Origin of the sequence: Endozoicomonas sp. ALB115, assembly GCF_049310245.1 — a bacterium.
GTDB lineage: Bacteria > Pseudomonadota > Gammaproteobacteria > Pseudomonadales > Endozoicomonadaceae > Endozoicomonas.
The window spans coordinates 1-19,859 of the sequence record NZ_JBLYZG010000050.1 but is presented as its reverse complement, the minus strand read 5'-3'; the positions used below and the strand labels follow the sequence as shown (position 1 = coordinate 19,859).

The 19,859-nt window shown below is 50.8% G+C and carries 26 protein-coding genes; 9 read left to right on the top strand and 17 right to left on the bottom strand.

The window, feature by feature from the left end; all coding sequences use genetic code 11:
* Positions 1 to 282: 282 nt before the first annotated feature.
* The 9 genes from ACO6VE_RS18515 (at position 283) to rpoS (ending at position 7,224) form a co-directional block, all read left to right on the top strand.
* Positions 283 to 555: a septum formation initiator family protein gene (locus tag ACO6VE_RS18515; protein WP_422446143.1), complete on the top strand. Its 273-nt coding sequence runs from the start codon at positions 283 to 285 to the stop codon at positions 553 to 555.
* Positions 556 to 619: 64 nt separating this feature from the next.
* Positions 620 to 1,354, top strand: a complete 735-nt coding sequence (gene ispD, locus ACO6VE_RS18510) for a 2-C-methyl-D-erythritol 4-phosphate cytidylyltransferase (RefSeq protein ID WP_422445303.1) — start codon at positions 620 to 622, stop codon at positions 1,352 to 1,354.
* Complete coding sequence (gene ispF, locus ACO6VE_RS18505; RefSeq protein WP_422445301.1) at positions 1,354 to 1,833, top strand: 2-C-methyl-D-erythritol 2,4-cyclodiphosphate synthase; 480 nt, start codon at positions 1,354 to 1,356, stop codon at positions 1,831 to 1,833. Before ispD ends, ispF begins: the two co-directional genes overlap by 1 nt.
* Positions 1,834 to 2,119: 286 nt before the next feature.
* Entirely contained in the window at positions 2,120 to 2,701 is a 582-nt protein-coding gene (gene truD, locus ACO6VE_RS18500; RefSeq protein ID WP_422445299.1) for a tRNA pseudouridine(13) synthase TruD, read from the top strand.
* Between the two features lie 17 nt (positions 2,702 to 2,718).
* Positions 2,719 to 3,468, top strand: a complete 750-nt coding sequence (gene surE, locus ACO6VE_RS18495; RefSeq protein WP_422462806.1) for a 5'/3'-nucleotidase SurE — start codon at positions 2,719 to 2,721, stop codon at positions 3,466 to 3,468.
* Positions 3,465 to 4,133, top strand: a complete 669-nt coding sequence (locus tag ACO6VE_RS18490; protein WP_422445295.1) for a protein-L-isoaspartate(D-aspartate) O-methyltransferase — start codon at positions 3,465 to 3,467, stop codon at positions 4,131 to 4,133. The genes surE and ACO6VE_RS18490 overlap by 4 nt, the downstream gene beginning before the upstream one ends.
* A 107-nt stretch (positions 4,134 to 4,240) precedes the next feature.
* The gene (locus ACO6VE_RS18485) at positions 4,241 to 5,170 is read left to right on the top strand and encodes a DUF368 domain-containing protein (RefSeq protein WP_422462804.1); all 930 of its coding nucleotides are present in this window, start codon (positions 4,241 to 4,243) and stop codon (positions 5,168 to 5,170) included.
* Between the two features lie 350 nt (positions 5,171 to 5,520).
* Positions 5,521 to 6,090, top strand: coding sequence for a peptidoglycan DD-metalloendopeptidase family protein (locus ACO6VE_RS18480; protein WP_422445291.1), 570 nt, complete (start codon positions 5,521 to 5,523; stop codon positions 6,088 to 6,090).
* Positions 6,091 to 6,192: 102 nt separating this feature from the next.
* A complete protein-coding gene (gene rpoS, locus ACO6VE_RS18475; protein ID WP_101747077.1) occupies positions 6,193 to 7,224 on the top strand; it encodes an RNA polymerase sigma factor RpoS in 1,032 nt (343 codons plus the stop codon).
* 65 nt (positions 7,225 to 7,289) lie between these two features.
* Here rpoS and fdxA read toward each other — a convergent pair whose 3' ends face one another.
* The 17 genes from fdxA to ACO6VE_RS18390 all read right to left on the bottom strand — a co-directional run bounded on the left by fdxA (position 7,290) and on the right by ACO6VE_RS18390 (position 19,647).
* Positions 7,290 to 7,613, bottom strand: a complete 324-nt coding sequence (fdxA, locus tag ACO6VE_RS18470; RefSeq protein ID WP_101747078.1) for a ferredoxin FdxA — start codon at positions 7,611 to 7,613, stop codon at positions 7,290 to 7,292.
* Positions 7,614 to 7,832: 219 nt separating this feature from the next.
* Positions 7,833 to 10,415, bottom strand: coding sequence for a DNA mismatch repair protein MutS (gene mutS / locus ACO6VE_RS18465; RefSeq protein WP_422462802.1), 2,583 nt, complete (start codon positions 10,413 to 10,415; stop codon positions 7,833 to 7,835).
* 5 nt (positions 10,416 to 10,420) lie between these two features.
* The gene (locus ACO6VE_RS18460) at positions 10,421 to 11,740 is read right to left on the bottom strand and encodes an Arm DNA-binding domain-containing protein (protein ID WP_422462800.1); all 1,320 of its coding nucleotides are present in this window, start codon (positions 11,738 to 11,740) and stop codon (positions 10,421 to 10,423) included.
* Entirely contained in the window at positions 11,713 to 11,904 is a 192-nt protein-coding gene (locus tag ACO6VE_RS18455; protein WP_422462798.1) for a hypothetical protein, read from the bottom strand. The genes ACO6VE_RS18460 and ACO6VE_RS18455 overlap by 28 nt, the downstream gene beginning before the upstream one ends.
* A 317-nt stretch (positions 11,905 to 12,221) precedes the next feature.
* Positions 12,222 to 12,611 (bottom strand): hypothetical protein, encoded by a 390-nt coding sequence (locus ACO6VE_RS18450; RefSeq protein ID WP_422462797.1) that lies wholly within the window; start codon positions 12,609 to 12,611, stop codon positions 12,222 to 12,224.
* 66 nt (positions 12,612 to 12,677) lie between these two features.
* Positions 12,678 to 12,989, bottom strand: coding sequence for a hypothetical protein (locus ACO6VE_RS18445; RefSeq protein WP_422462795.1), 312 nt, complete (start codon positions 12,987 to 12,989; stop codon positions 12,678 to 12,680).
* A 70-nt stretch (positions 12,990 to 13,059) separates the two neighbouring features.
* On the bottom strand, positions 13,060 to 13,530 hold the full coding sequence (locus ACO6VE_RS18440; protein ID WP_422462793.1) for a zinc-finger-containing protein: 471 nt from the start codon (positions 13,528 to 13,530) through the stop codon (positions 13,060 to 13,062).
* Positions 13,531 to 13,557: 27 nt separating this feature from the next.
* Complete coding sequence (locus tag ACO6VE_RS18435; RefSeq protein ID WP_422462791.1) at positions 13,558 to 13,728, bottom strand: hypothetical protein; 171 nt, start codon at positions 13,726 to 13,728, stop codon at positions 13,558 to 13,560.
* Positions 13,729 to 13,802: 74 nt separating this feature from the next.
* Positions 13,803 to 14,087, bottom strand: coding sequence for a hypothetical protein (locus tag ACO6VE_RS18430; RefSeq protein WP_422462789.1), 285 nt, complete (start codon positions 14,085 to 14,087; stop codon positions 13,803 to 13,805).
* A complete protein-coding gene (locus tag ACO6VE_RS18425) occupies positions 14,084 to 14,323 on the bottom strand; it encodes a hypothetical protein (RefSeq protein ID WP_422462787.1) in 240 nt (79 codons plus the stop codon). The genes ACO6VE_RS18430 and ACO6VE_RS18425 overlap by 4 nt, the downstream gene beginning before the upstream one ends.
* On the bottom strand, positions 14,324 to 14,446 hold the full coding sequence (locus ACO6VE_RS18420) for a hypothetical protein (RefSeq protein ID WP_422462785.1): 123 nt from the start codon (positions 14,444 to 14,446) through the stop codon (positions 14,324 to 14,326).
* Positions 14,443 to 14,658: a hypothetical protein gene (locus ACO6VE_RS18415; protein WP_422462783.1), complete on the bottom strand. Its 216-nt coding sequence runs from the start codon at positions 14,656 to 14,658 to the stop codon at positions 14,443 to 14,445. Before ACO6VE_RS18415 ends, ACO6VE_RS18420 begins: the two co-directional genes overlap by 4 nt.
* Before the next feature lie 18 nt (positions 14,659 to 14,676).
* Positions 14,677 to 16,470, bottom strand: coding sequence for a DEAD/DEAH box helicase family protein (locus tag ACO6VE_RS18410; RefSeq protein ID WP_422462781.1), 1,794 nt, complete (start codon positions 16,468 to 16,470; stop codon positions 14,677 to 14,679).
* Positions 16,470 to 17,018: a KilA-N domain-containing protein gene (locus ACO6VE_RS18405; protein ID WP_422462779.1), complete on the bottom strand. Its 549-nt coding sequence runs from the start codon at positions 17,016 to 17,018 to the stop codon at positions 16,470 to 16,472. Before ACO6VE_RS18405 ends, ACO6VE_RS18410 begins: the two co-directional genes overlap by 1 nt.
* Before the next feature lie 13 nt (positions 17,019 to 17,031).
* The gene (locus ACO6VE_RS18400) at positions 17,032 to 17,865 is read right to left on the bottom strand and encodes a BRO family protein (protein ID WP_422462777.1); all 834 of its coding nucleotides are present in this window, start codon (positions 17,863 to 17,865) and stop codon (positions 17,032 to 17,034) included.
* A 14-nt stretch (positions 17,866 to 17,879) separates the two neighbouring features.
* A complete protein-coding gene (locus tag ACO6VE_RS18395) occupies positions 17,880 to 18,446 on the bottom strand; it encodes an ash family protein (protein WP_422462775.1) in 567 nt (188 codons plus the stop codon).
* A 157-nt stretch (positions 18,447 to 18,603) separates the two neighbouring features.
* The gene (locus ACO6VE_RS18390) at positions 18,604 to 19,647 is read right to left on the bottom strand and encodes a PD-(D/E)XK nuclease family protein (RefSeq protein ID WP_422462773.1); all 1,044 of its coding nucleotides are present in this window, start codon (positions 19,645 to 19,647) and stop codon (positions 18,604 to 18,606) included.
* Positions 19,648 to 19,859: the final 212 nt, after the last annotated feature.

The window sequence follows — 19,859 nt, the reverse complement described above, 5'->3', positions numbered from 1 at the left end:
GGGTCTTTGGCCTACGGGTGATGGGTAGCCAGTACCAGATTGAACTCAACAGCAGTCCGGGTGTAGAACGCTGTCTTTCGTTAATAAATACCCGGGATAGTAAGAGCGGTCATTTGAGTTGCTTATTTTGATGTCTGGCTTTTTCTAATGACCTTCATTAATGTGAAACAGTTCAAAGATCCGGTTATATGTTAAACCACGGGTACTCCTGTTAAACTTCACCGTTAAGTCTCTATTACTGCCCCTGCTGCTGGATAGTGACGGTTTAAAGCGGAACTGATGATGAAAAAACTGGCAATAGCCCTGTTGACACTGCTGCTGGTTTACCTGCAAACCAGGCTCTGGATTGGTGAAGGCAGTGTGGCTGAAATGTTGACACAACAAGATAACCTTGAGCGGTTCAGACTGGAAAATGAACGTTTGTACCAGCGTAATCGTCTGCTGGCCAAAGAGGTTGTGGAGCTGCAGCAGGGGATGGAAACGGTTGAAGAGAGAGCCCGTCAGGAGCTGGGTATGATCCGCAGTGATGAAACGTTCTTTTTGACTTACGATTAAATCCTGTATTGGTCAGGAGCCGTTTCTGAGCGGGCTTCTGGATGTTCAAATTAAGGGTGTCAGAGTGAGTAGCGTAGAAACCATGAATACGGTTCGTTACTGGGCGGTTGTTCCGGCAGCGGGCGTTGGCCGCCGAATGAATATCGATATTCCCAAACAGTACCTTGAAATCAAGGGTAAGCCTCTGATGGTGCATACTCTGGAGCGGTTGCTGGATTTTCCCAGGCTGGAAAAGATCGTGGTGGTGCTTGATCATAATGATGAGTATCACCAATCCATTGAATTACTCCGCAACCCGGGAATTCTCCTGGCCCAGGGGGGGGATGAGCGTTACCACTCGGTACTTAATGGTTTGAAAGTGCTATTGGATATTGGTTCCCCTGATGACTGGGTACTGGTTCATGATGTGGCCCGCCCCTGCATTCGTCGTTCTGATATGGAGTGGCTGGTGAACCAGCTCCATGACCACCCTGTAGGCGGTCTGCTGGGTTGCCCGGTTACCGATACCATCAAGCGGGCCGGGGGCAATGATGTTGTGTCTGAAACGGTAGACCGTCAGGGGCTCTGGCATGCCATGACACCGCAGATGTTCCGTCTGGGCATGCTGCATGACGCCATGGCAAAAGCGATAGCGGATAAGATGCCGGTAACGGATGAGGCCAGTGCCATTGAATACGCTGGCAAGCAGCCCGTGATGGTGGAAGGACATGCCGATAATATTAAGGTGACCCGGGGAACTGATCTGGCTCTGGCCACTCTATATATAGAACAGCAGTCGAAACTTATTGAGGTCACTTGATGCGTATTGGTCATGGTTTTGATGTTCACCGCTTTGGTGAAGGTGATTATATTGTTCTGGGTGGGGTAAAAATCCCTCACACCCATGGGCTGGTGGCGCATTCTGATGGCGATGTGCTGCTTCATGCACTTTGCGACGCACTTCTGGGAGCGGCAGGTCTGGGTGATATTGGCAAGCATTTTCCGGACACTGATGAACGCTATGCTGGCATTGATAGTCGCAAGTTACTGCGTCATGTTATTGCTCTGCTTGAGCAGCACAACCTGGTTCCCGTCAATATGGACAGTACCATCATTGCCCAGTCGCCTAAAATGGTACCGCACATTGATCAGATGCGGCAGAATATCAGCGAAGACATGGGGATTGACCCATCTCTGGTGAATGTCAAAGCGACCACCACTGAAAAGCTGGGCTATACCGGTAGAAAAGAGGGTATTGCAGTTCACGCCGTTGTTCTGTTGACCGATTTGGGATCGTGATCCATAGGGTGGAGTCTTCTGGGAGGCTGTCCGAGAATAGCGCCCGTAGCGAGGATGGCAGAAAATTGAGGATAAAAAGTCGGAAATTTTTAGTGAATAGTGGTTCTATTGACTAAAAATTTCCGACTTTTTAGACCAATTTGCTGCCACCGCAGTAGGGCAGTCTATTCTCGGACAGCCTCCTGGGAGGCCCGCCACCCATGGTTATTTTTCGGTATTTCCTTTCAAAAACTGCGTCAAACGCGGTATTGTTTATTGTTAATTTTTGCTTTGTTGAGTGCGCATCATGGATGCAGATGTACCGATGCCTGCCGATTACTCCGTTGATTGGTATTACGCCTTTGGTGGTCCTTTAGGCAGCTGTCTTTTCAAATCCTGTCATGAAGATTTTCTGGTTGATGAGCTACTGCCTTTTGAGCCCGAAGGTGAAGGTGAGCACCTTTTCCTGCTGATTGAAAAAAAAGGGGAGAATACCGACTGGGTCGCAGGGCTTCTGGCGAGACATGCAGGGGTCAGAAGACAGTCGGTAAGTTATGCCGGGAGAAAGGATCGCCATGGAATTACACGTCAATGGTTTTGTGTTTCCCTGCCTGGTATGGCTGATCCCGACTGGAGTGGACTGGAGAGTGACACCATACGGATCCTTCGACAGGCCCGCCACCGGAAAAAACTGAAAACCGGAGCCCTGAAGGCAAATGATTTCTGCATCACATTGCGGAATGTAGATGCTGATCCTGCGCTGGTTAATGCCCGGTTAGAGCAGATATCTCGTGCAGGGGTGCCCAATTACTTCGGTGAACAGCGCTTTGGTCATGAGGGGCGTAATATTGACAAGGCCGTCGATGGGCTTAAGAAAAGTTTGGATTAATTCAGGATTGAGGGACTATGACCATATTGCTATCCAATGATGATGGCGTTACCGCCAGGGGATTGGCCCTTTCGTTTGCCACCATGAAATCACACGGTCAGTGCTGGGTAGTGGCTCCGGATAATGACTGTTCTGGCAAGGGCCATTCCCTCACTCTGGACCGGCCACTGTGCATGAAAGAACACGACAATGGGTTCTTCAGTGTGAACGGAACACCGGCAGATTGTGTCAATCTCGCTGCCAGTGGGCTGTTTGGCCGCCTTCCGGAACGCGTAGTTTCCGGTATTAACAGTTGCGCAAACCTGGGCGATGATGTGCTCTACTCGGGGACTGTGGCTGCGGCTATGGAAGGACGCATGCTGGCAAAAACTGCAATCGCTGTTTCATCCTGTGGTCAAGAGGATCACCACCTGGAAGTGAGCGCCAGAGTGTTGCACGATTTGATGTTGCGCCTTGATGATCAGGTTCTGCCAGAAGGCACGATACTCAATGTCAATGTCCCGGCCTGTGACTATGAAGAGATCCGTGGGATGAAAATTACCCGGCTCGGCCATCGTCACCCGTCAAAGCCTCCGGTAAAAATAACCGATCCCCGCGGCAATACGGTGTGGTGGATCGGTGGTGTTGGTAAGCCCCTGGTTGCTGAGGAAGGGACTGATTTTCATGCGGTGGCTTCTGGCTATGTATCCATTACCCCATTGCAATACGATAAGACCGGCCATGCAACGTTATCACTGATGGAGGATTGGCTTGGAGCCTGTGTATGAGGGATCTTGAAATTGATGGTATCGGTATGACATCACGCCGGACCAGAGAGCGGCTGATCCAGCGTCTGATGGATCAGGGTATTCAGTCCGGCAAGGTTCTGGATGCCATTCGCACCATTCCCCGTCATCTTTTTCTTGATGAGGCGCTGGCACATCGTGCTTATGAAGACACAGCTCTGCCGATTGGTCATAATCAGACGCTGTCCCAGCCTTATATTGTGGCCAAAATGACGGAAGTGCTGTTGGCCCGGGGTGAACTGAACAAGGTGCTGGAAATTGGCACCGGATCCGGTTATCAGACGGCTGTGCTTGCTTCGCTGGTGGCCAGGGTCTGCTCCGTGGAGCGCATCAGGCCATTGCAGGAGAAGGCACAGCAGAGGCTCTCCAGGCTCTCTCTGAAGAATGTTCGTCTTCGTCATACCGATGGTGGTATGGGCTGGCCGGAAGAAAGTCCATTTGATGGGATTATCGTCACGGCGGCACCGGGAGAAATTCCTGCAGCGTTATTGAGCCAGCTGTCTCCGGAAGGTGGCAGGCTGGTCATTCCGGTTGGAGGAAACAACTTTCAGGATCTTGTGTTAGTGACCAGAAACGGTGATGAGTATCAGCGCAAGGTGTTGGAAGCTGTCCGGTTTGTACCGTTGCTGGCGGGTGTTATACGCTAATACGTTATTAAAAAGACGTTGCTTTCTTGAACGTACCCACACAAAAAAGCAGTCAGTCAGGGATGACTGATGGCATTTTACTTAACTTCTGTTCCAAAGGTCAGAACATGTCGAATCATTCTTCGTACTTTGCCCTCATCGCCAGGGGAATGGCTATGGGGGCCGCCGATGTTGTGCCGGGCGTATCCGGTGGAACCATCGCATTTATTACTGGCATTTATGACCGGCTGCTGAATGCCTTGAAAAGTGTTAACCCATCGTTACTGAAGGTACTTGGTGAGGAAGGGGTTGCCGGTGTGTGGCAGAGAATAGACGGCACATTTCTGGTGTGTGTGTTTGGTGGTGTGCTGACCAGTATTCTGTCCTTTGCCCATGTGATTACCTGGTTCCTTGCGACGTATCCGGAGATGCTCTGGGCATTCTTTTTTGGTCTGATTCTGGTGTCCGGATTGCAGATGATTCGTCAGGTTGATCAGTGGAATGTGACGACTGTCATCACCCTGATCGCTGGTATTGTGATTGCTTATGCTGTGGGTGTATTAACCCCGACCAGTCTTGAACCAGAGCCGGTGACGCTGTTTTTTGCCGGTAGCATTGCTATCTGCGCGATGATTCTGCCCGGTATTTCCGGTAGCTTTATGTTACTGATGATGGGGCTGTATGGTCCGGTCATTGATGCTGTGAAGAGTTTGAATTTCAGTGTACTGACCGTTTTTGGCCTGGGCTGTATCGGTGGTTTGCTCAGCTTTTCCCATGTGTTGTCATGGCTGCTAAAAAAGCACCGCGATCTGGCGATTTCACTACTGACCGGCCTGATGCTTGGAGCTCTGGGCAAAGTCTGGCCATGGAAGGAGACACTGGAAACACGGGTTAACAGTTCCGGGGAGCTGGTCCCGCTGATTCAGGCGAATGTGTCGCCGATGAATTATCAGGGAATTACCGGGCAGCCTGCTTATCTGGTTGAATCTATTGGGCTGATGATTTTTGCCATTGCTTTGGTGGCGATGATTGAGCGGGTGGGTAGTAAAAATCACTAAACCAGCGCACCAATATAGGTGAAAATACTGATATTGGTATAATATTTCAAACCATAAGTTACGGTTTATATTCTTTTATTGAATAAATGATTTTTGTGGGCAGCCAGGGTAATGGAGTTGATAAAGTGTTGGATTTCATGAAAATCACTCTGATTAATTTGAGTGATTGCTCAAAAAAAATACTTTTTCTAACAGCCTGCCTGCTAATCGCAAGTTGCAGCCATGATCCGGCCAGGGTTACGGTCACTGACCTGAGATCACCACCGAAGGTGACTTCAGGTCAGCATGTTGTCCAAAGAGGAGAAACCCTTTATTCAATAGCCTGGCTCTATAGCAGAGACTTCAGAGAGTTGGCCCGAAAGAATAGCATTCGAAGTCCTTATACTATCTATCCGGGGCAGAAAATAAACTTATCTATCCGCCGGTCCGTGGTTGCTGCTCCGTCGGTGACTCCAGTCAGGCAGCCAAAGAAAACCGTTGCCAAAAGCAGCGCTCCGGTCAAAAAATATACAGCAAAGAGTTCGACGCCAAAAAGTACCGCTTCCGGCAGCAGTGGCTGGCAATGGCCTGCGAACGGAAAAATTATTTCCGCCTATTCGCTCAAAATGCCCGTTAACAAGGGGATTGATATTGGCGGCAAATTAGGAGAGCCTGTAAAGGCAGCAGCCAGTGGTGAGGTAGTGTACGCAGGAAGCGACCTGTCCGGCTATGGCAGGCTGATCATTTTGAAACATAATAGTAGCTATCTGAGCGCATATGCGCACAACAGGGATCTATTGGTGAATGAGGGAGACTCAGTTAAAGCGGGCCAGAAGATAGCCGAAATAGGTTCTACAGGAACGACGGAGCCTAAGCTGCACTTCGAAATTCGGCGTGATGGTAAACCGGTCGACCCGATGGGGTACCTTCCAGGGCGCTGATAGCGAAGGTCAGTGGCTGTTGTAGTAGAGGGATCTCACGGGTGTCGGCGCAACTTCGGGTTGCCCGGCATAGAGTGGGACTTTCGGATAGGACTAACTCTTATGGCATCGAAGAGGGATGACGCAGAGCTAAGCAGTTATGCTGACGATGTAATCCAGGGACAGGATGAATTGAGCCCGGACGAAAATGCCGGTGACCTCATTGAAGTGGTTGACGAGAACGATGATATCGATAAGCCGCGGCCTGCGGCTGTGTCTCCGGTGAGTACCGGTCGTCGAAAAGAAGACGATGGATTTTACAAATCCATCGATGCAACCCAGCTGTACCTGAATGAGATTGGCTTTTCACCTCTCCTCACCCCCGAGGAAGAGGTTCACTACGCCCGCCTTGCCCGAAAAGGGGTAGAAGCGGGCAGACGCCGGATGATTGAAAGTAATCTCCGGCTGGTTGTTAAAATCTCCAGGCGCTATGTCAACCGTGGACTGACACTGCTTGATCTGATTGAAGAGGGTAACCTCGGACTGATTCGTGCGGTTGAGAAATTTGATCCGGAACGTGGATTCCGTTTTTCAACCTACGCGACCTGGTGGATACGACAGACGATTGAGCGGGCGATCATGAATCAGACCCGCACCATACGTCTGCCCATTCATGTGGTTAAAGAACTGAACGTCTATCTCAGGGCTGCCAGGGAGTTAACCCAGAAGCTGGATCATGATCCCAGCCCGGAAGAAATTGCCGAGTTGCTGGATAAGCCGGTGGCTGATGTAAAACGGATGCTCGGTCTTAATGAGCGAGTGACATCGGTTGATACACCACTGGGACCTGACTCTGATAAATCCATTCTGGATACGATCTCTGATGAAAAAGGTGCCGACCCGGCCGAATTGCTACAGGATCTGGATCTCAATGACAGTCTTGACCGCTGGTTAGGTGAGTTATCAGAAAAACAGCGAGAGGTGGTTGCCCGCCGGTTTGGTCTCAGGGGGTATGAAACCAGTACGCTTGAGGAAGTCGGTAAGGAGATTGGCCTGACCCGTGAACGGGTAAGACAGATTCAGGTAGAGGCTTTAAAACGGCTTCGATCTATTCTTGAAAAGCAGGGGTTGTCAGGAGAGTCCCTGTTTAACTGATGGCCTGACATTCTCTGTTAATAAAAAAGCCATGGGTAACCCCCATGGCTTTTTTACTATTGAACTCAGCGTTCCAGCTGGTCCAGCTTGCCCTTCACGCCATCCCACTCTGCTGCATCAGGGAGAGGGTCTTTCTTCTCAGTAATGTTATCCCAGACATCTGCGAGCACGGCGTTCAGTTCGATGAACTCCTGCTGATCATCGGGAACCTCATCTTCGGAGAAAATAGCGTTTGCCGGACACTCTGGCTCACAAAGAGCGCAGTCAATACATTCATCCGGGTGAATAACCAGGAAGTTTGGTCCTTCATAGAAGCAGTCCACAGGACAGACTTCCACGCAATCGGTGTATTTGCACTTGATGCAGTTTTCACCCACTACGAAAGCCATGGTGGTTAAACTCCATTTGATCTGACTAAAAAAAAGTACTGCCCGGTTTTGCTGTTATATTCGTGATTCACGAAAGCATGTCATAATGTGACATTCAGGTTCTCTTAACAGAACCTGAGGCAATACAAAAATATCGGGCAAGTCTACCAGAGTTGTAAACCCGCTGGATAGCCGTGATGAACATAAACTTATACCGGTCAGGGTATAAGCACCATTAAATCATTTTCCCAGCCCCTTGAGCGTATAAAGAAGCTCCAGAGCCTGGCGGGGTGTCAGGTTATCCACGTCTGTTTTATCCAGGGCTTCAACCGCCGGGTGTGGCTCAGGGCTGGCAAAAAGATCAGCCTGAGGTGTGAAAGTAGCCTTTCCCAATGGTTTTGCAACAGGTTGTGGAGCGGGTTCCTGCTGCTCCAGCATGGCCAGTTTCTGCCGTGCCTGGTTAATGACATGTCGGGGTACACCGGCCAGTTGTGCCACCTGCAGGCCATAGCTCTGGCTGGCAGGACCTTCCTGAACCGCATGAAGAAAGACAATGCTATCGTCATGTTCGGTCGCATTGAGATGTACGTTCACTACCGTATTGCACTCTTCGGGCAGCTGGGTCAACTCAAAGTAGTGGGTGGCAAACAGGGTGAATGCCCGTACTGAATCCGCCAGATATTGAGCGCAGGCCCAGGCCAGGGATAGCCCATCGAAGGTGCTGGTTCCTCGGCCGATTTCATCCATCAGCACCAGACTCTGCTCGGTGGCGTTATGCAGAATATTGGCGGTTTCCGTCATTTCCACCATAAAGGTTGAACGACCACCGGCCAGGTCATCCGAAGAGCCGATGCGGGTGAAAATCCGATCCACCAGACCAATACGCGCACGGGATGCCGGTACAAAGCTGCCAATATGAGCCAGCAGCACAATCAACGCCGTCTGTCGCATATAGGTGGATTTACCGCCCATATTGGGACCGGTGATAATCAGCATACGACGCTGAACATTGAAGGTGACATTGTTTGCCACAAACGGTTCGTCCAAAACCTGCTCAACAACCGGATGGCGGCCTTCAACAATATCAATACCGGGGCTCTGCAGGATTTCAGGACGGCAGAAGTTCAGTGTCTCAGCGCGTTCAGCCAGGTTGCTGAGCGCATCCAGCTCTGACAGGGCCATGGAGCACTCCTGGAGCGGTCCCAGCTCTGCCACCAGTTTGTCCAGAAGTTCATCGTACAGTGCTTTTTCCCGGGCCAGGGCACGGCTTTTGCTGGACAGCGCCTTGTCTTCAAACTCTTTCAGCTCCGGGGTAATAAAGCGTTCAGTGTTTTTCAGGGTCTGGCGGCGAATGTAGTCTACCGGGGCGTTTTCGGATTCACGGCGACTCAACTCGATATAGTAACCATGTACCCGGTTGTAACCGACTTTAAGGCTGGGCAGACCCGTACGCTCACGCTCCCGTAATTCCATTTGAACCAGATAGTCACCCGCATTCTCACTGATGGAACGAAGCTCATCCAGCTCGGCGTCATAACCTTCGCCGATCACCCCGCCATCACGGATCACCACAGGTGGGTTCTCAATGATGGCCCGGGTCAATAATGCTTCGAGTACAGGGTGTTCACTGATGCTTTTTGCCAGTTGATGTACTGTCTGGCTATCAATTGTCGCCAGCTGCTGCTGCAGTTCTGGCAGTTGCTGCAGGGCATCCCTTAACCGTGCCAGATCCCGTGGTCGGGCAGATTTCAGGGCAACCCTGGCAAGAATACGTTCAATGTCGCCAATATGTTTGAGAATGGGGTAAAGGGACTCAAAATGGCAGCCATCTTTCAGGGCGGTGATTGCTGACTGGCGGGCCTGCAGTTTGTCAATATTGCGCAGTGGCCGGTTGATCCATCGTCCGAGCAGACGGCTGCCCATGGCCGTGGCTGTGCGATCCAGCACGGCCGCCACGGTGTGCTCCCGGCCGCCATTCATATTGGTGGTCAGTTCCAGGTTTCTCCGGCTGGCGGCATCCAGCACCACGCTCTCTTCCCGGTTTTCCTGGGCCAGGGCGCGAATGTGGGGCAGGGCGGTGCGCTGTGTTTCCCGGGCGTACTGCAGCAGACAGCCAGCCGCTTCAATAGCCAGTGTTAAGTGGCTGCAGCCAAAGCCATCAAGGCTTTGCGTCTGGAACTGTCGGGTTAATTGCTCAACAGCACTCTCATGGTCAAAGTCCCACGGGGGGCGTTTGCTGGAACCGGGGCGACGCAGTAATATCTCAGGCCAGTTGCGGTCATCATTCAGCAATACTTCGGCCGGGCTCAGGCGCTCAACTTCAGAAAGCAGTGCCTCTTCACTGGTCACTTCAAGCACATTGAACCGACCACTGCTGATATCGAGAAATGCCAGCCCATAGCGGTTTTCCCGCTGGTTGACCGCCATCAGCAGATTATCCTGACGCTCATCCAGCAAAGCCTCATCACTGACGGTACCAGGGGTCAGAATACGAACCACCTTACGCTCCACCGGCCCTTTGCTGGTGGCCGGATCACCAATCTGCTCGGCAATGGCAACGGACTGACGCAACCGGATCAACCTGGCCAGATAACCCTCCACCGCATGGTATGGAATACCCGCCATGGGGATGGGTTCGCCACCGGATTGCCCTCGTTTGGTCAGGGTAATGTCCAGCAGGTGGGCAGCCTTTTTGGCGTCGTCATAAAACAGCTCGTAGAAATCACCCATCCGGTAAAACACCAGGTGATCCCTGTGCTGCTGTTTGATGCGCAAATACTGCTGCATCATCGGAGTGTGGTTGGAGAGGTCGCTTTTTTCCATTAAATTCAATGCTTTATGTCAGGTGACTGGAATCGTGGGGCGTTTTTGGGGCCTTTTTTATCAGTACAATGCCCCTTGTTTGCCAGTGCTGACCAGATGCGAGCCACTTCATTTTGACTTTCTGTGTTCATCCAACGCCCGTATTTTTTCACTAGCATGGAGTAGTCCGTGTGTCCCATCTGATCAGCAATGAACGCGATATTACCATGAGCAGTTAGTTGCCAGCAGGCAAAAGTATGTCGGGTTTGGTAAATTCTGCGATAGGTGACTTTGCACCGTTTGAGAATGTTTCGCCACTGGCTGCTTAGCGAGCTTTCAGAGTACCAGACTGAATCAATAGCATGGTGGTTTTCATGGGGCAGAGCAGTGGTTGGCCTGAAGACTGGACGAACCTTTTGCTCTTCTCTTGTTTGCTTATCAAGATGAATCTCTATATTGGTTGCAGGAAACATCTCTGTAAATCGTCGCTGGGCTTTCAATGCTTCCAGTGCTGGCGGCAGCAGGTATATGGTCCTGATACTGTCTGTTTTTGGAAGCTTGAAAAACTCGCCTTCATCATCCTTTGCGATGTTTCTCTGAACCTTGATTGTGCCTTTTTCAAGATCAATGTCTTCCCAGGCTAACGCCCTGGCCTCTCCGGTTCGCAAACCAGTATATACAGACATTGTGATCAGGTTTCTGTGAGACGGGTGAAGCATGGGGTCATTCATGATTCGTTGATACTCTTCCAATTCAAGCGGGTAGGGCTGAGATCTGCCAATTTTAAATTTCTTGCAGCATTTGCTCAGATTTAAGTCCGTATATCGATTTGCTTCCGCAAACTCAAGCATACCCCGGAGACAGGAAAGGTAATGGTTGGCCGTAGATGGCTTGCGAGTAGCAATAAGGTCCGCTCGCAGTCTATTAATGTCCTCAGGCGTTAATGAGGAAACCATTTGCATACCATCAAGCAGGGCAATACAGATCTTCAGGCTATCCCTGTACCGCCTTAAAGTTTGTGAACCAATGTCAACCGCTTTTATGGGAAGATATTTTTTGTAAAGATCATCCAGTTTTATTTCTTTCAGAGTATCAATTCGGCCGAACCGAACCGCGTTGCTGCTATCAGGAAATCTTGCCTGATAATCAAAGCATTTGGTTTTGATTTCATGGAGTACTGTCGATCTTAGGCCGACAGCGAACTTTACATTTTTTTTGGTTGGGGCCAGCCCCAGGGATTCGCGACAGCGAACCCCTTTGTAATAGAAAATAATTCTAAGGGAGTTGCCGTGTACTTCAACACCGGCAATCCCTTTTACTAACTCAGCGGCCTCGACTCTGCCCATTTGTTGTAACCTGATTTACTGAATAATAAACGGTTGTCCGGGGCATGACGCCAGACCAGGCCCTGAGGCCAGTTGCCTTTAGAGACTTTTTCCCGGATAGCTTTTTCTGTGTAGCCGGTTTCCTCGGCCATTTTTTTAACGGTAATCCACTCAATCCCTGACATAATTACCACCATTCCTGACTTTGCTCTTTGCCAAAAAGAGCGTCATTGACAGCTTTAAGCTGCTGTTCTGTAAGTAGCTGGTTTGACTCTTTATTAGATGTTTCCATGGTACAAAAGTTCCTTTTTCCTCAGGCCACTTGTCTGGCCGGTCTGGTGAGATTTGCCAGAGCCAATGTTTGGTTGGTTTTAGTTTTGGTTTTCATGGCGCAAAAGATCCCCTCCGCTGAATTAAGCGGTTTTAAAAAGTTCTGGTTTGTTTAAAGGTTTGGTACTTTAGTTATGTCACTTATGCGAACTGGGTTCGCATAAGCGCAGTGTTATGTGAACTTAATGCCCATCTCGCCAAACCGGATAACTTTCGGGTCTGAGTCTTCAATTGGTTGGATTATGCTTTTCATCAAATCGTAGGTTTTGCTGGCTCTATCGCCTTTAGACCAATTAAGGCCAACTTCAGCGAGGAAGATTTGTTCTATTTCATCAAACCGCTCAATCAGTGCTTTCCAGTAGCTAGATAGTTCAGCAACTTTATCCAGGTGGTTTCTTGCTTCTGGAACAGCATCAAGGAACAGCAAGCAGCGGTTAAAATCGTCAGGGTCGTGAGGGTGTGACTTTTCATTTCCCTCAATTCCAGCAATCGCCATAGCCATAGCTTTTGAAGAAGACCCAACGCGGCCATTAGCGAACCAATTTAAAATTTTATCTTTCATTATTTAGTCCTGATTTTATCGTTCATATAACAACCCGCTCAACCGGACAAGCCGGTTAGCTGTCGGTTATACGCCACTATCCAGCATTGAAAAAACTTCGCACATTGCAGTGTTAAGCTTTCCCACATCGTCATGGTTGTAGTTGCACATATTCAATTCTGGTGAAGTGAAGGCAACTTCCTTAGTCTCTTTGATAAGTTTTTCCAAAGCTTCTATTCGCTCGTTTGCTTCGTTGAGTAAACCGTTAAGCCTGTTAATATCGCGCTCTGCTTCATAGTCGCGCATGACAGCTTTTTGTTGGTTTTCCATTGCTCTATCATATTCTGCTTGTTCGTCGAGTATTCTGTTTTCCCATTCGACTGTACCTTCATCAAACATAATCAGCCCTCTAGTTCCCAGTTCAGCGCATAACAACAGCTTCGTGCGGACTGCGCCGCACAAGCGGGGGTTATATGCCTAAATAAATCTCACGGGCAGCGGCAGCAGCTTTTTTGCACATCGCTGTATCAAACCACCCAAAATGGCATTCTTCTTTCGGAATGCCCAGCTTGTCTGCCAGCTTTTGATAAGCAGCGTTGCGTGTCATCTTTCCCGTTCTGTGCAGAGCCTCAAAAGGTGCTTTGCCTTCCTTTCTGGCCTCTCTGGTAGCAGCATCAGCCAGCGTCCCAAGTGGTATGTCAGTGAATGGGTGCATTCCAACGTAAGAGTTGCACCCTTCACAAATATAAACCCAAGGCCATTCACCATATTTTCTGCCGTATATCTCAGCGTTGCTCTTTATAACCACAGTTTCACGGCCGCAACAGTTGCATTGCTCTGGTTTGGGTAATGGATTTTTTACCCGCTTTATTGCTCGTTTACTTGGGTTCCAAGGCGTCTTATTCATAGTCTTTCCCTTACCGGCATATAACAACCGCATAAACGGACTGCGCCGGTTAGCGCAAGGTTATGCGTCTTGTTGATCTTTAGGTATCGCTGCCAGTTTGTTTCTTAGCCTTATTGCCTCACGCTGGATGGTTTCTTTCTTGGTTCGCAATTCGTTAATCTCATCTTGTAGTCGCTCAACCTCGGCTTCCATATCTGAAACATGGTTTTTTAGCATTTGCACAATATTCATAATTTCCCTTTTATTGACCTACCTGCTAGCGCATAACAACAGCGTCAAGGGGACTATCGCCCCTTACGCAAGGGTTATGCGTTAAAACCAGCTTTGGTTAATGCTTCCTCAAGGCGTAAATTACCCCCTGACTTTCTGATCTCTGTTTGCATAGCTTCAACCAGAATGTTTATTTTGTTCTCAACTCCCATCCCCTCTTGAGGAATTAGTTCCCTCAGTGGGTGCCATTTGTTATCTGCATGAAACCAGATCGTTCCATCATCGCAAAGGGCAGACAAATATCCTTGACCAAAGCTCGAATGAGGTGTGTCAAAAATCTGAATAATCCTTCTCATATATTGTTGTTCTCTCTGTTTCATTGCCTACCTCCATCCGGCAGCAAAACATAAACCCCATCAGCCACCCTGAATTGAAACTTGTAGCTGTTGTTTTGCGCTTTCAGAAAATCTACAAACTTAAAAAACTCGCGTGAATCAAATTGAATCTCCTTGCCGGATTCAATGGTCTCCAGTTGCGATTTAAAGAACAGCCGCTCCTGGTTTCGAATCTCTGAATTGGCGATCTCTTTTCCCCAGGTTGCCTTGCTAAACATCATTCACTCCCCTCGCAGTAATTCATTCAGCTGATACCTGGTCAGGTTGGTACTCAGCAAAACTTCCCTGAATCCAAACCGTTCAACCAGTTCGATAATGGCCCAGCGATTCACAACTCCCTTCATGGCTGGGTTGCCATCATCTGTTCAATGGCCTTGTTGGCAACGGCCGCGCTGGCCATGGCCGCCGGTACAGGCTGGCCATCCGGGCAGAACACCACCCATTCCCTGAGCCAGGGCTCACGGTTGCCACTTTTAACCGAACGACTCACGCCTTCCATTCGCACAAGATCAAACGCCAGGCTGTGCAGCATTTTTCTTTCCATCTTTCCTGCCATGATCATCTCCCTGAACTGTTAAAAAGGAATGGTGTCGTCTTCAAAAGTTGCCCCGGGCTGATCCCAGACGGTGTCCAGCGCATCGCCCCAGCTGTCCAATTCATCATTAATGGCGCTGAAGTCATCGCTGCCCGGTGGTTTCAAGGGTTCCTGCCGTGGGCGTGCTGCCGGGTTGTCATTCCATTCGCTGGGTGTACCAGGCATCGGGCTCATGTCGTAGTTCAGGATCCGCTGGAAACGACCCTCCGGTTTCACCTGGATACGGCTGGGTACCACAAACGGAATCTGCTGCTCCCTTATCCGGTCCAGGGCATCGGCCACGGTTCTTGGGCATGGGGCATGGAACCCGGCACGTTTGAACCACCACATCTGGGCCTTGTTCTGGGCAAAGCCGGTATGCTCAAAACAGACCCACTCGGAATAGGCGTCAAAGCCACAGCGATAGGTCACCTTCAAGGAAGGGGGCTTGTCCTTTTTTTCGTGCAGGTCGTAATGAACGTCATCCACGTTGTACCACTCGGCCTCGACCTGGCTGGCCAGTACGGCCGCACCGCTGGCACTCTCTTCATGCTGTGGCTTTTCCGGCCATTGGTAGGCGCAGTCCGGGCACTCGCGAGTAAAGGCCAGTACAAAGGTCTGGCACTGGGGGCACTCTTTCATGGGTGCCTCACCCGTCACGCCTTTTTTCTTACGACGGATACTGTCTACATTGATCCGGTCAATGGGGCCATGGCGTTCCACATTGCCACCGTAGTCCAGCACCAGGCAGTCGGTCTTGCCGGTCTGTGGGCTGATGCGCAGGCCACGGCCAAGGATCTGCACATAAAGCCCCGGTGATTTGGTCGGGCGCAGCAGGGCGATCAGGTCGGTCAGTGGGGCATCAAAGCCGGTGGTCAATACCCCCTGACTGGTGAGCGCCTGAATTCTGCCCGCCTTGTAGTCACTGAGGATCTGCTCCCGTTCCGCTGCTGGGGTGCCACCGTGCACACAGGCCGTGGTAATCCCTTCATACTCCAGCAGCTCCTTGACTTCCTCCGCATGGGCGACACTGACACAGAATATCAGCCAGGCTTTGCGATCCTTGCCGTAGTGGATGATCTCGTTCACCGCCTTGTCAGTCACATCGTTGCGGTGCACTGCTTCTTCCAGGTCTTTGGTCATGAACTCGCCGGTACGGGTACGGACGCCGGCCATATCAATCTTCTCTTTGCCGCCCTTGCTGATCAGAGGGGAAAGAAAGTCTTCATCAATCAACCGCTGAATATCGGTTTCATAGACCACTTCATCAAACAGGGCGTTCTCACCCTCGGTCAGCAGCCCGGACTTCATCCGGTAGGGCGTGGCACTGAAGCCGATCACCTTCACCCTGGGGTTCATCAGCTTCAGGTTATGAAAGAAACCGGTGTACATGGTGTCGTCTTTCTCGGCATTGATCAGGTGACACTCGTCCACAATCACCAGATCAAAGGCACCCAGGTCAAAGGCCTTGTTATGAACCGACTGGATACCGGCAAACAGAATGGCGGAATCGGTGTCCCGTCGGTTCAGGCCTGCGGAGTAAACACCGGCCGGTGCCAGTGGCCAGATGGCGGTGATCTTGTCGAAGTTCTGTTCCAGGATCTCCTTCACATGGGCCAGCACCAGAATCCGCTGATCTGGCCAGGCCTCCATCACCTGCTGGATAAAGGCGGCGATAATCACCGACTTGCCGCCGCCGGTGCTGACACAGACCAGGGGGTTGCCCTGGGCCCGGCCAAAATACTCGTAAATGGCGGTGATGGCTTCTGACTGGTACCAGCGCAGGTCGTACATCACAACACCTCCCGGGTAAACGTCAGTTGCAGTTGATAACGCTTGACCAGTTTTCTGCCTTCCCGATCCAGATCGAGCTTTTCCATTCGACGCTGTGAAAGGCCTTTACCGTGAAAGCTCCCCAGTTGCTCCGAGATTTTGACCCTGAGCACATGGTCATGCAGTTCCTGAAATGGATTAACGACCAGTTCACCAGAGAAGAATTTATCGAGGACTGTGTAAACACCGACTTCAAATTCGGGATCAATCCAGGCTGCGTACTTATAAGCCAGCAACTTATCTGCCCATGTTCCGGCATCACTACCGCCCCGGCTTTTTCTCAAACTAGGAAATCCTAGTTTGGCATTAAGCACTTCAATAAAAGCGGCGGTTCCATCGTTTGCCAAAAACAGGGAAGGCTGCTTTTTGTTCGCCTTGCCACTCGCCTTCCACATATCGGTCAGGCTCACCATACCGTCCTGATCAATCCTTACCGGGCTATCGAACAGCTCCACCATCTGCAAATCGTTTTTCATGGTATGGGCTCCCTGCCTGTTATGATTATTCATGATCGACCCCGAATTAGTTCGCCATCGGTATAGTGGGTTGCCCGGCCTGCATGGAAAACAGATCATCCATGCCGAACTTTTTGGCAAAGTATTGAATGCCTTTCGGAGTAACGTAGGTTTGCAGGCGGGCTTTGTCGTCCACGATGGTGGATTTCATTTCAAATAAGCCCATGGTTGTGTACTTCGCTTTCGCCACCAGTGACTTGCCCTGATAGAACAGGTACTCCCCTTTCAGGTCGCCGATAAACTTGTTGGGTTTGCCTGTTACCACTCGCCCGGCATTTTGCAGGGTATACAGTCCCTCGGCGTCGGCATACTGCTGGTAAAAGCACACTTTCGGCTGGTCAGCTTCGATTTTGCTGGCCTGCTGCTGGATGGTCAGCTGGTGTTTTTGCACCTGTTCCAGGGACTGGCTGAGCAAACCGGCGACTTGTGCCGTGTTGCTCCAGTCGATGGACTGTTGACCATAACCGCCGGTTTTGCGGATGGAGGGCAGCACTTCAGCGACGACCCACTCTTCGAACTTTTCTGCCGCTGGCAGTTTGGAGCGCATGACCAGGCGGTATACGTCACGTTCGGGGATGATCTGAAATTTTCTCACTAAATCATTATGTGAGTATCCACTAGCCCGTAGTTCATTATAACTACTGGCATCCCCTGATTTGTGGAGTTCCAAAATAGAGGTGGTTTTAAATGCTTTGCAATGCGTGGAGATGGCGTTTTCTGGTTTTTCATAACCCAGAGTTTCGGCAATGTCCTTCGCAACAAACCATACGTCATTGTCATTTTGTTCAACGGTGCGCACATCGCCAAAGATCGGGTGTGTATAAGTATTCACTTGATTCATGATATTCCCTCCCGTTATTGGTTCAGTGCGTCAGCAGCATCAATCAGGTTTTCGACGCTGCGATCCATGCACTCATTTACGCACTGGATGGCATTGGCAATGCTGACCAGGTGTTTTTTCGGGAGTTCGGCGGGTTGCTCGCACTCTTCGTCGAGACAATCCTTGAGCAAATCCGCCAGATCGTGCAGTACCACGCTTTTGTCGTAGTAGTTGCTCATGATGTGGCTGATGCGCAGTTGCTCGGCAAGGGTTGGGTGTTTTTCGGTTTTATTATTAGTAGGCATAACGAGCCCCCTCAGGTCGGTTTTTAAACCGCCTCGCAGAGCTGCTAATCTCGAAATGGAGGCGGATCGAGCAGGGTTAGCAGTACCGGGACCTAAGGAAACCGGCCTACCCGAAGGTAGCCCCACCCGACCCGCCATAATTCTGGAATGGGTACAGATGTTACGCACAAAAAAAGCCGCATTAGTAACGGGCGACTTGTGCGCCTTAAGTCCATCCGGGCTGCTAATCCCGACACTGGATTTTGCCAGTGCGTGATCATCGTAGTTTGCTGCTGTTTGCATTGTCAAGTTTTCCATTAAAAAATACGCTTTCGGTAACTGTTCAATAAATCTCTTTTCGCGTTAGAGTCCTTAGTTTCTTGAAGCCGGAAAACCGCCTTCCAGGTTTCTCAAAGTGGGTTTTCCCACTTTGAGATATACCGCAAATCCGGTAGCAAGAATCCTTGGCTAGTAACTAAATCAACGTGCCCTGGAACGACTGGCGAATAGTCTGCACATCGGGATCGGTTAACAGCTCCTTCTGATCCACGGCGCGGATCTCGGAGGACTTCAGCTGCTCCGGTGCTTCCCCAGTCACAAACAGCTGGCCATTGCTTTTCAGCCGGTATTGAATCCAGTACTCCCCGGAGTCCACCGGTTCGGCAAAGCCAAACAACAGGTCCGGCAGATACAGGTGCGATTGGCACCCCTTGCGCTGCTGCTCCGTGGGAATCAGGCAGTCATAACGGGCGCAGTGCCATTCACCGTTTTCAATGGCGGTGCTGTGCAGGCAGGTGCGGCAGTTGACGACAGGTGCCTGCTGGCCATGGCAGACGGCGGCATGGTCACAGAACTTGCACTGGTACCAGCTGGGGTCCTGGTGGATCTTCTCCGGTGGTGTGTCGCTGGCAATAATGGCGGCCGCCTTGCTCACCAGTGCGGTTGCCTTGGTTTTGTCGTATTTCACCCGCTCGCCATAGAGCGCATCGGTATTCTTGTTCACCGCCAGGTAGTAGGCCCGTTTCAGTGGGCCGTTCTCCGCCAGGTGCATATAGACCTGCATCTGGGCAAAGTGGCGGGGCTTGGACTCTTCAACACCTTTGTTCACCAGCTCTTTGAACGACTTCTCCGAGTGGGTTTTCATCTCGATGACGTGCCAGCTCTTGGGGGCTTCCACAAACCCGAGGCCTACCCCGTCCATGGAGCCGCCAAAATGACCATCGCAGGCAGTAACCCGGAACTGCTGGCCGGTTTGTGGATCCTCTTCATAAACCTGAACACCGGCGGCCCGAAGATTGTCGGCAAAGCGGGCTTCTGCCAGCTGGCCGGTTTCAAACAGACGCAGCATACGGCCATCAAAGTTGGCAACGGTGCACCAGTGGAAGCTATACCAGAGGGAACGGCTGCAGGGCTCACCAATCAGGGAGGCACCCAGGTGTGGACGAAAACCGTTGTCTGCCTGTGCCTCGTAGTGACGGTAAATCCGCTGGATAGTGCTGTCCGCTTCCGGGATCTTCATTTGGATGCCTCTTTTGTTGCGTTGCTAATTAACGACTTCTGTTTGCAGACAATCGTTTGACGACGTTTGTAATACGACGATATTTAAATAGGCTTCCGGTGAAGGAAGCCCGTTACCCGCTTATTAATTCCAGGGTGGTGCCGTGCTGCCCGGTACCTGGGGTGCCTGGGCAGGCTGGGGCGCTGGCGCCTGTTGCGCTACCGTCGCCGGAG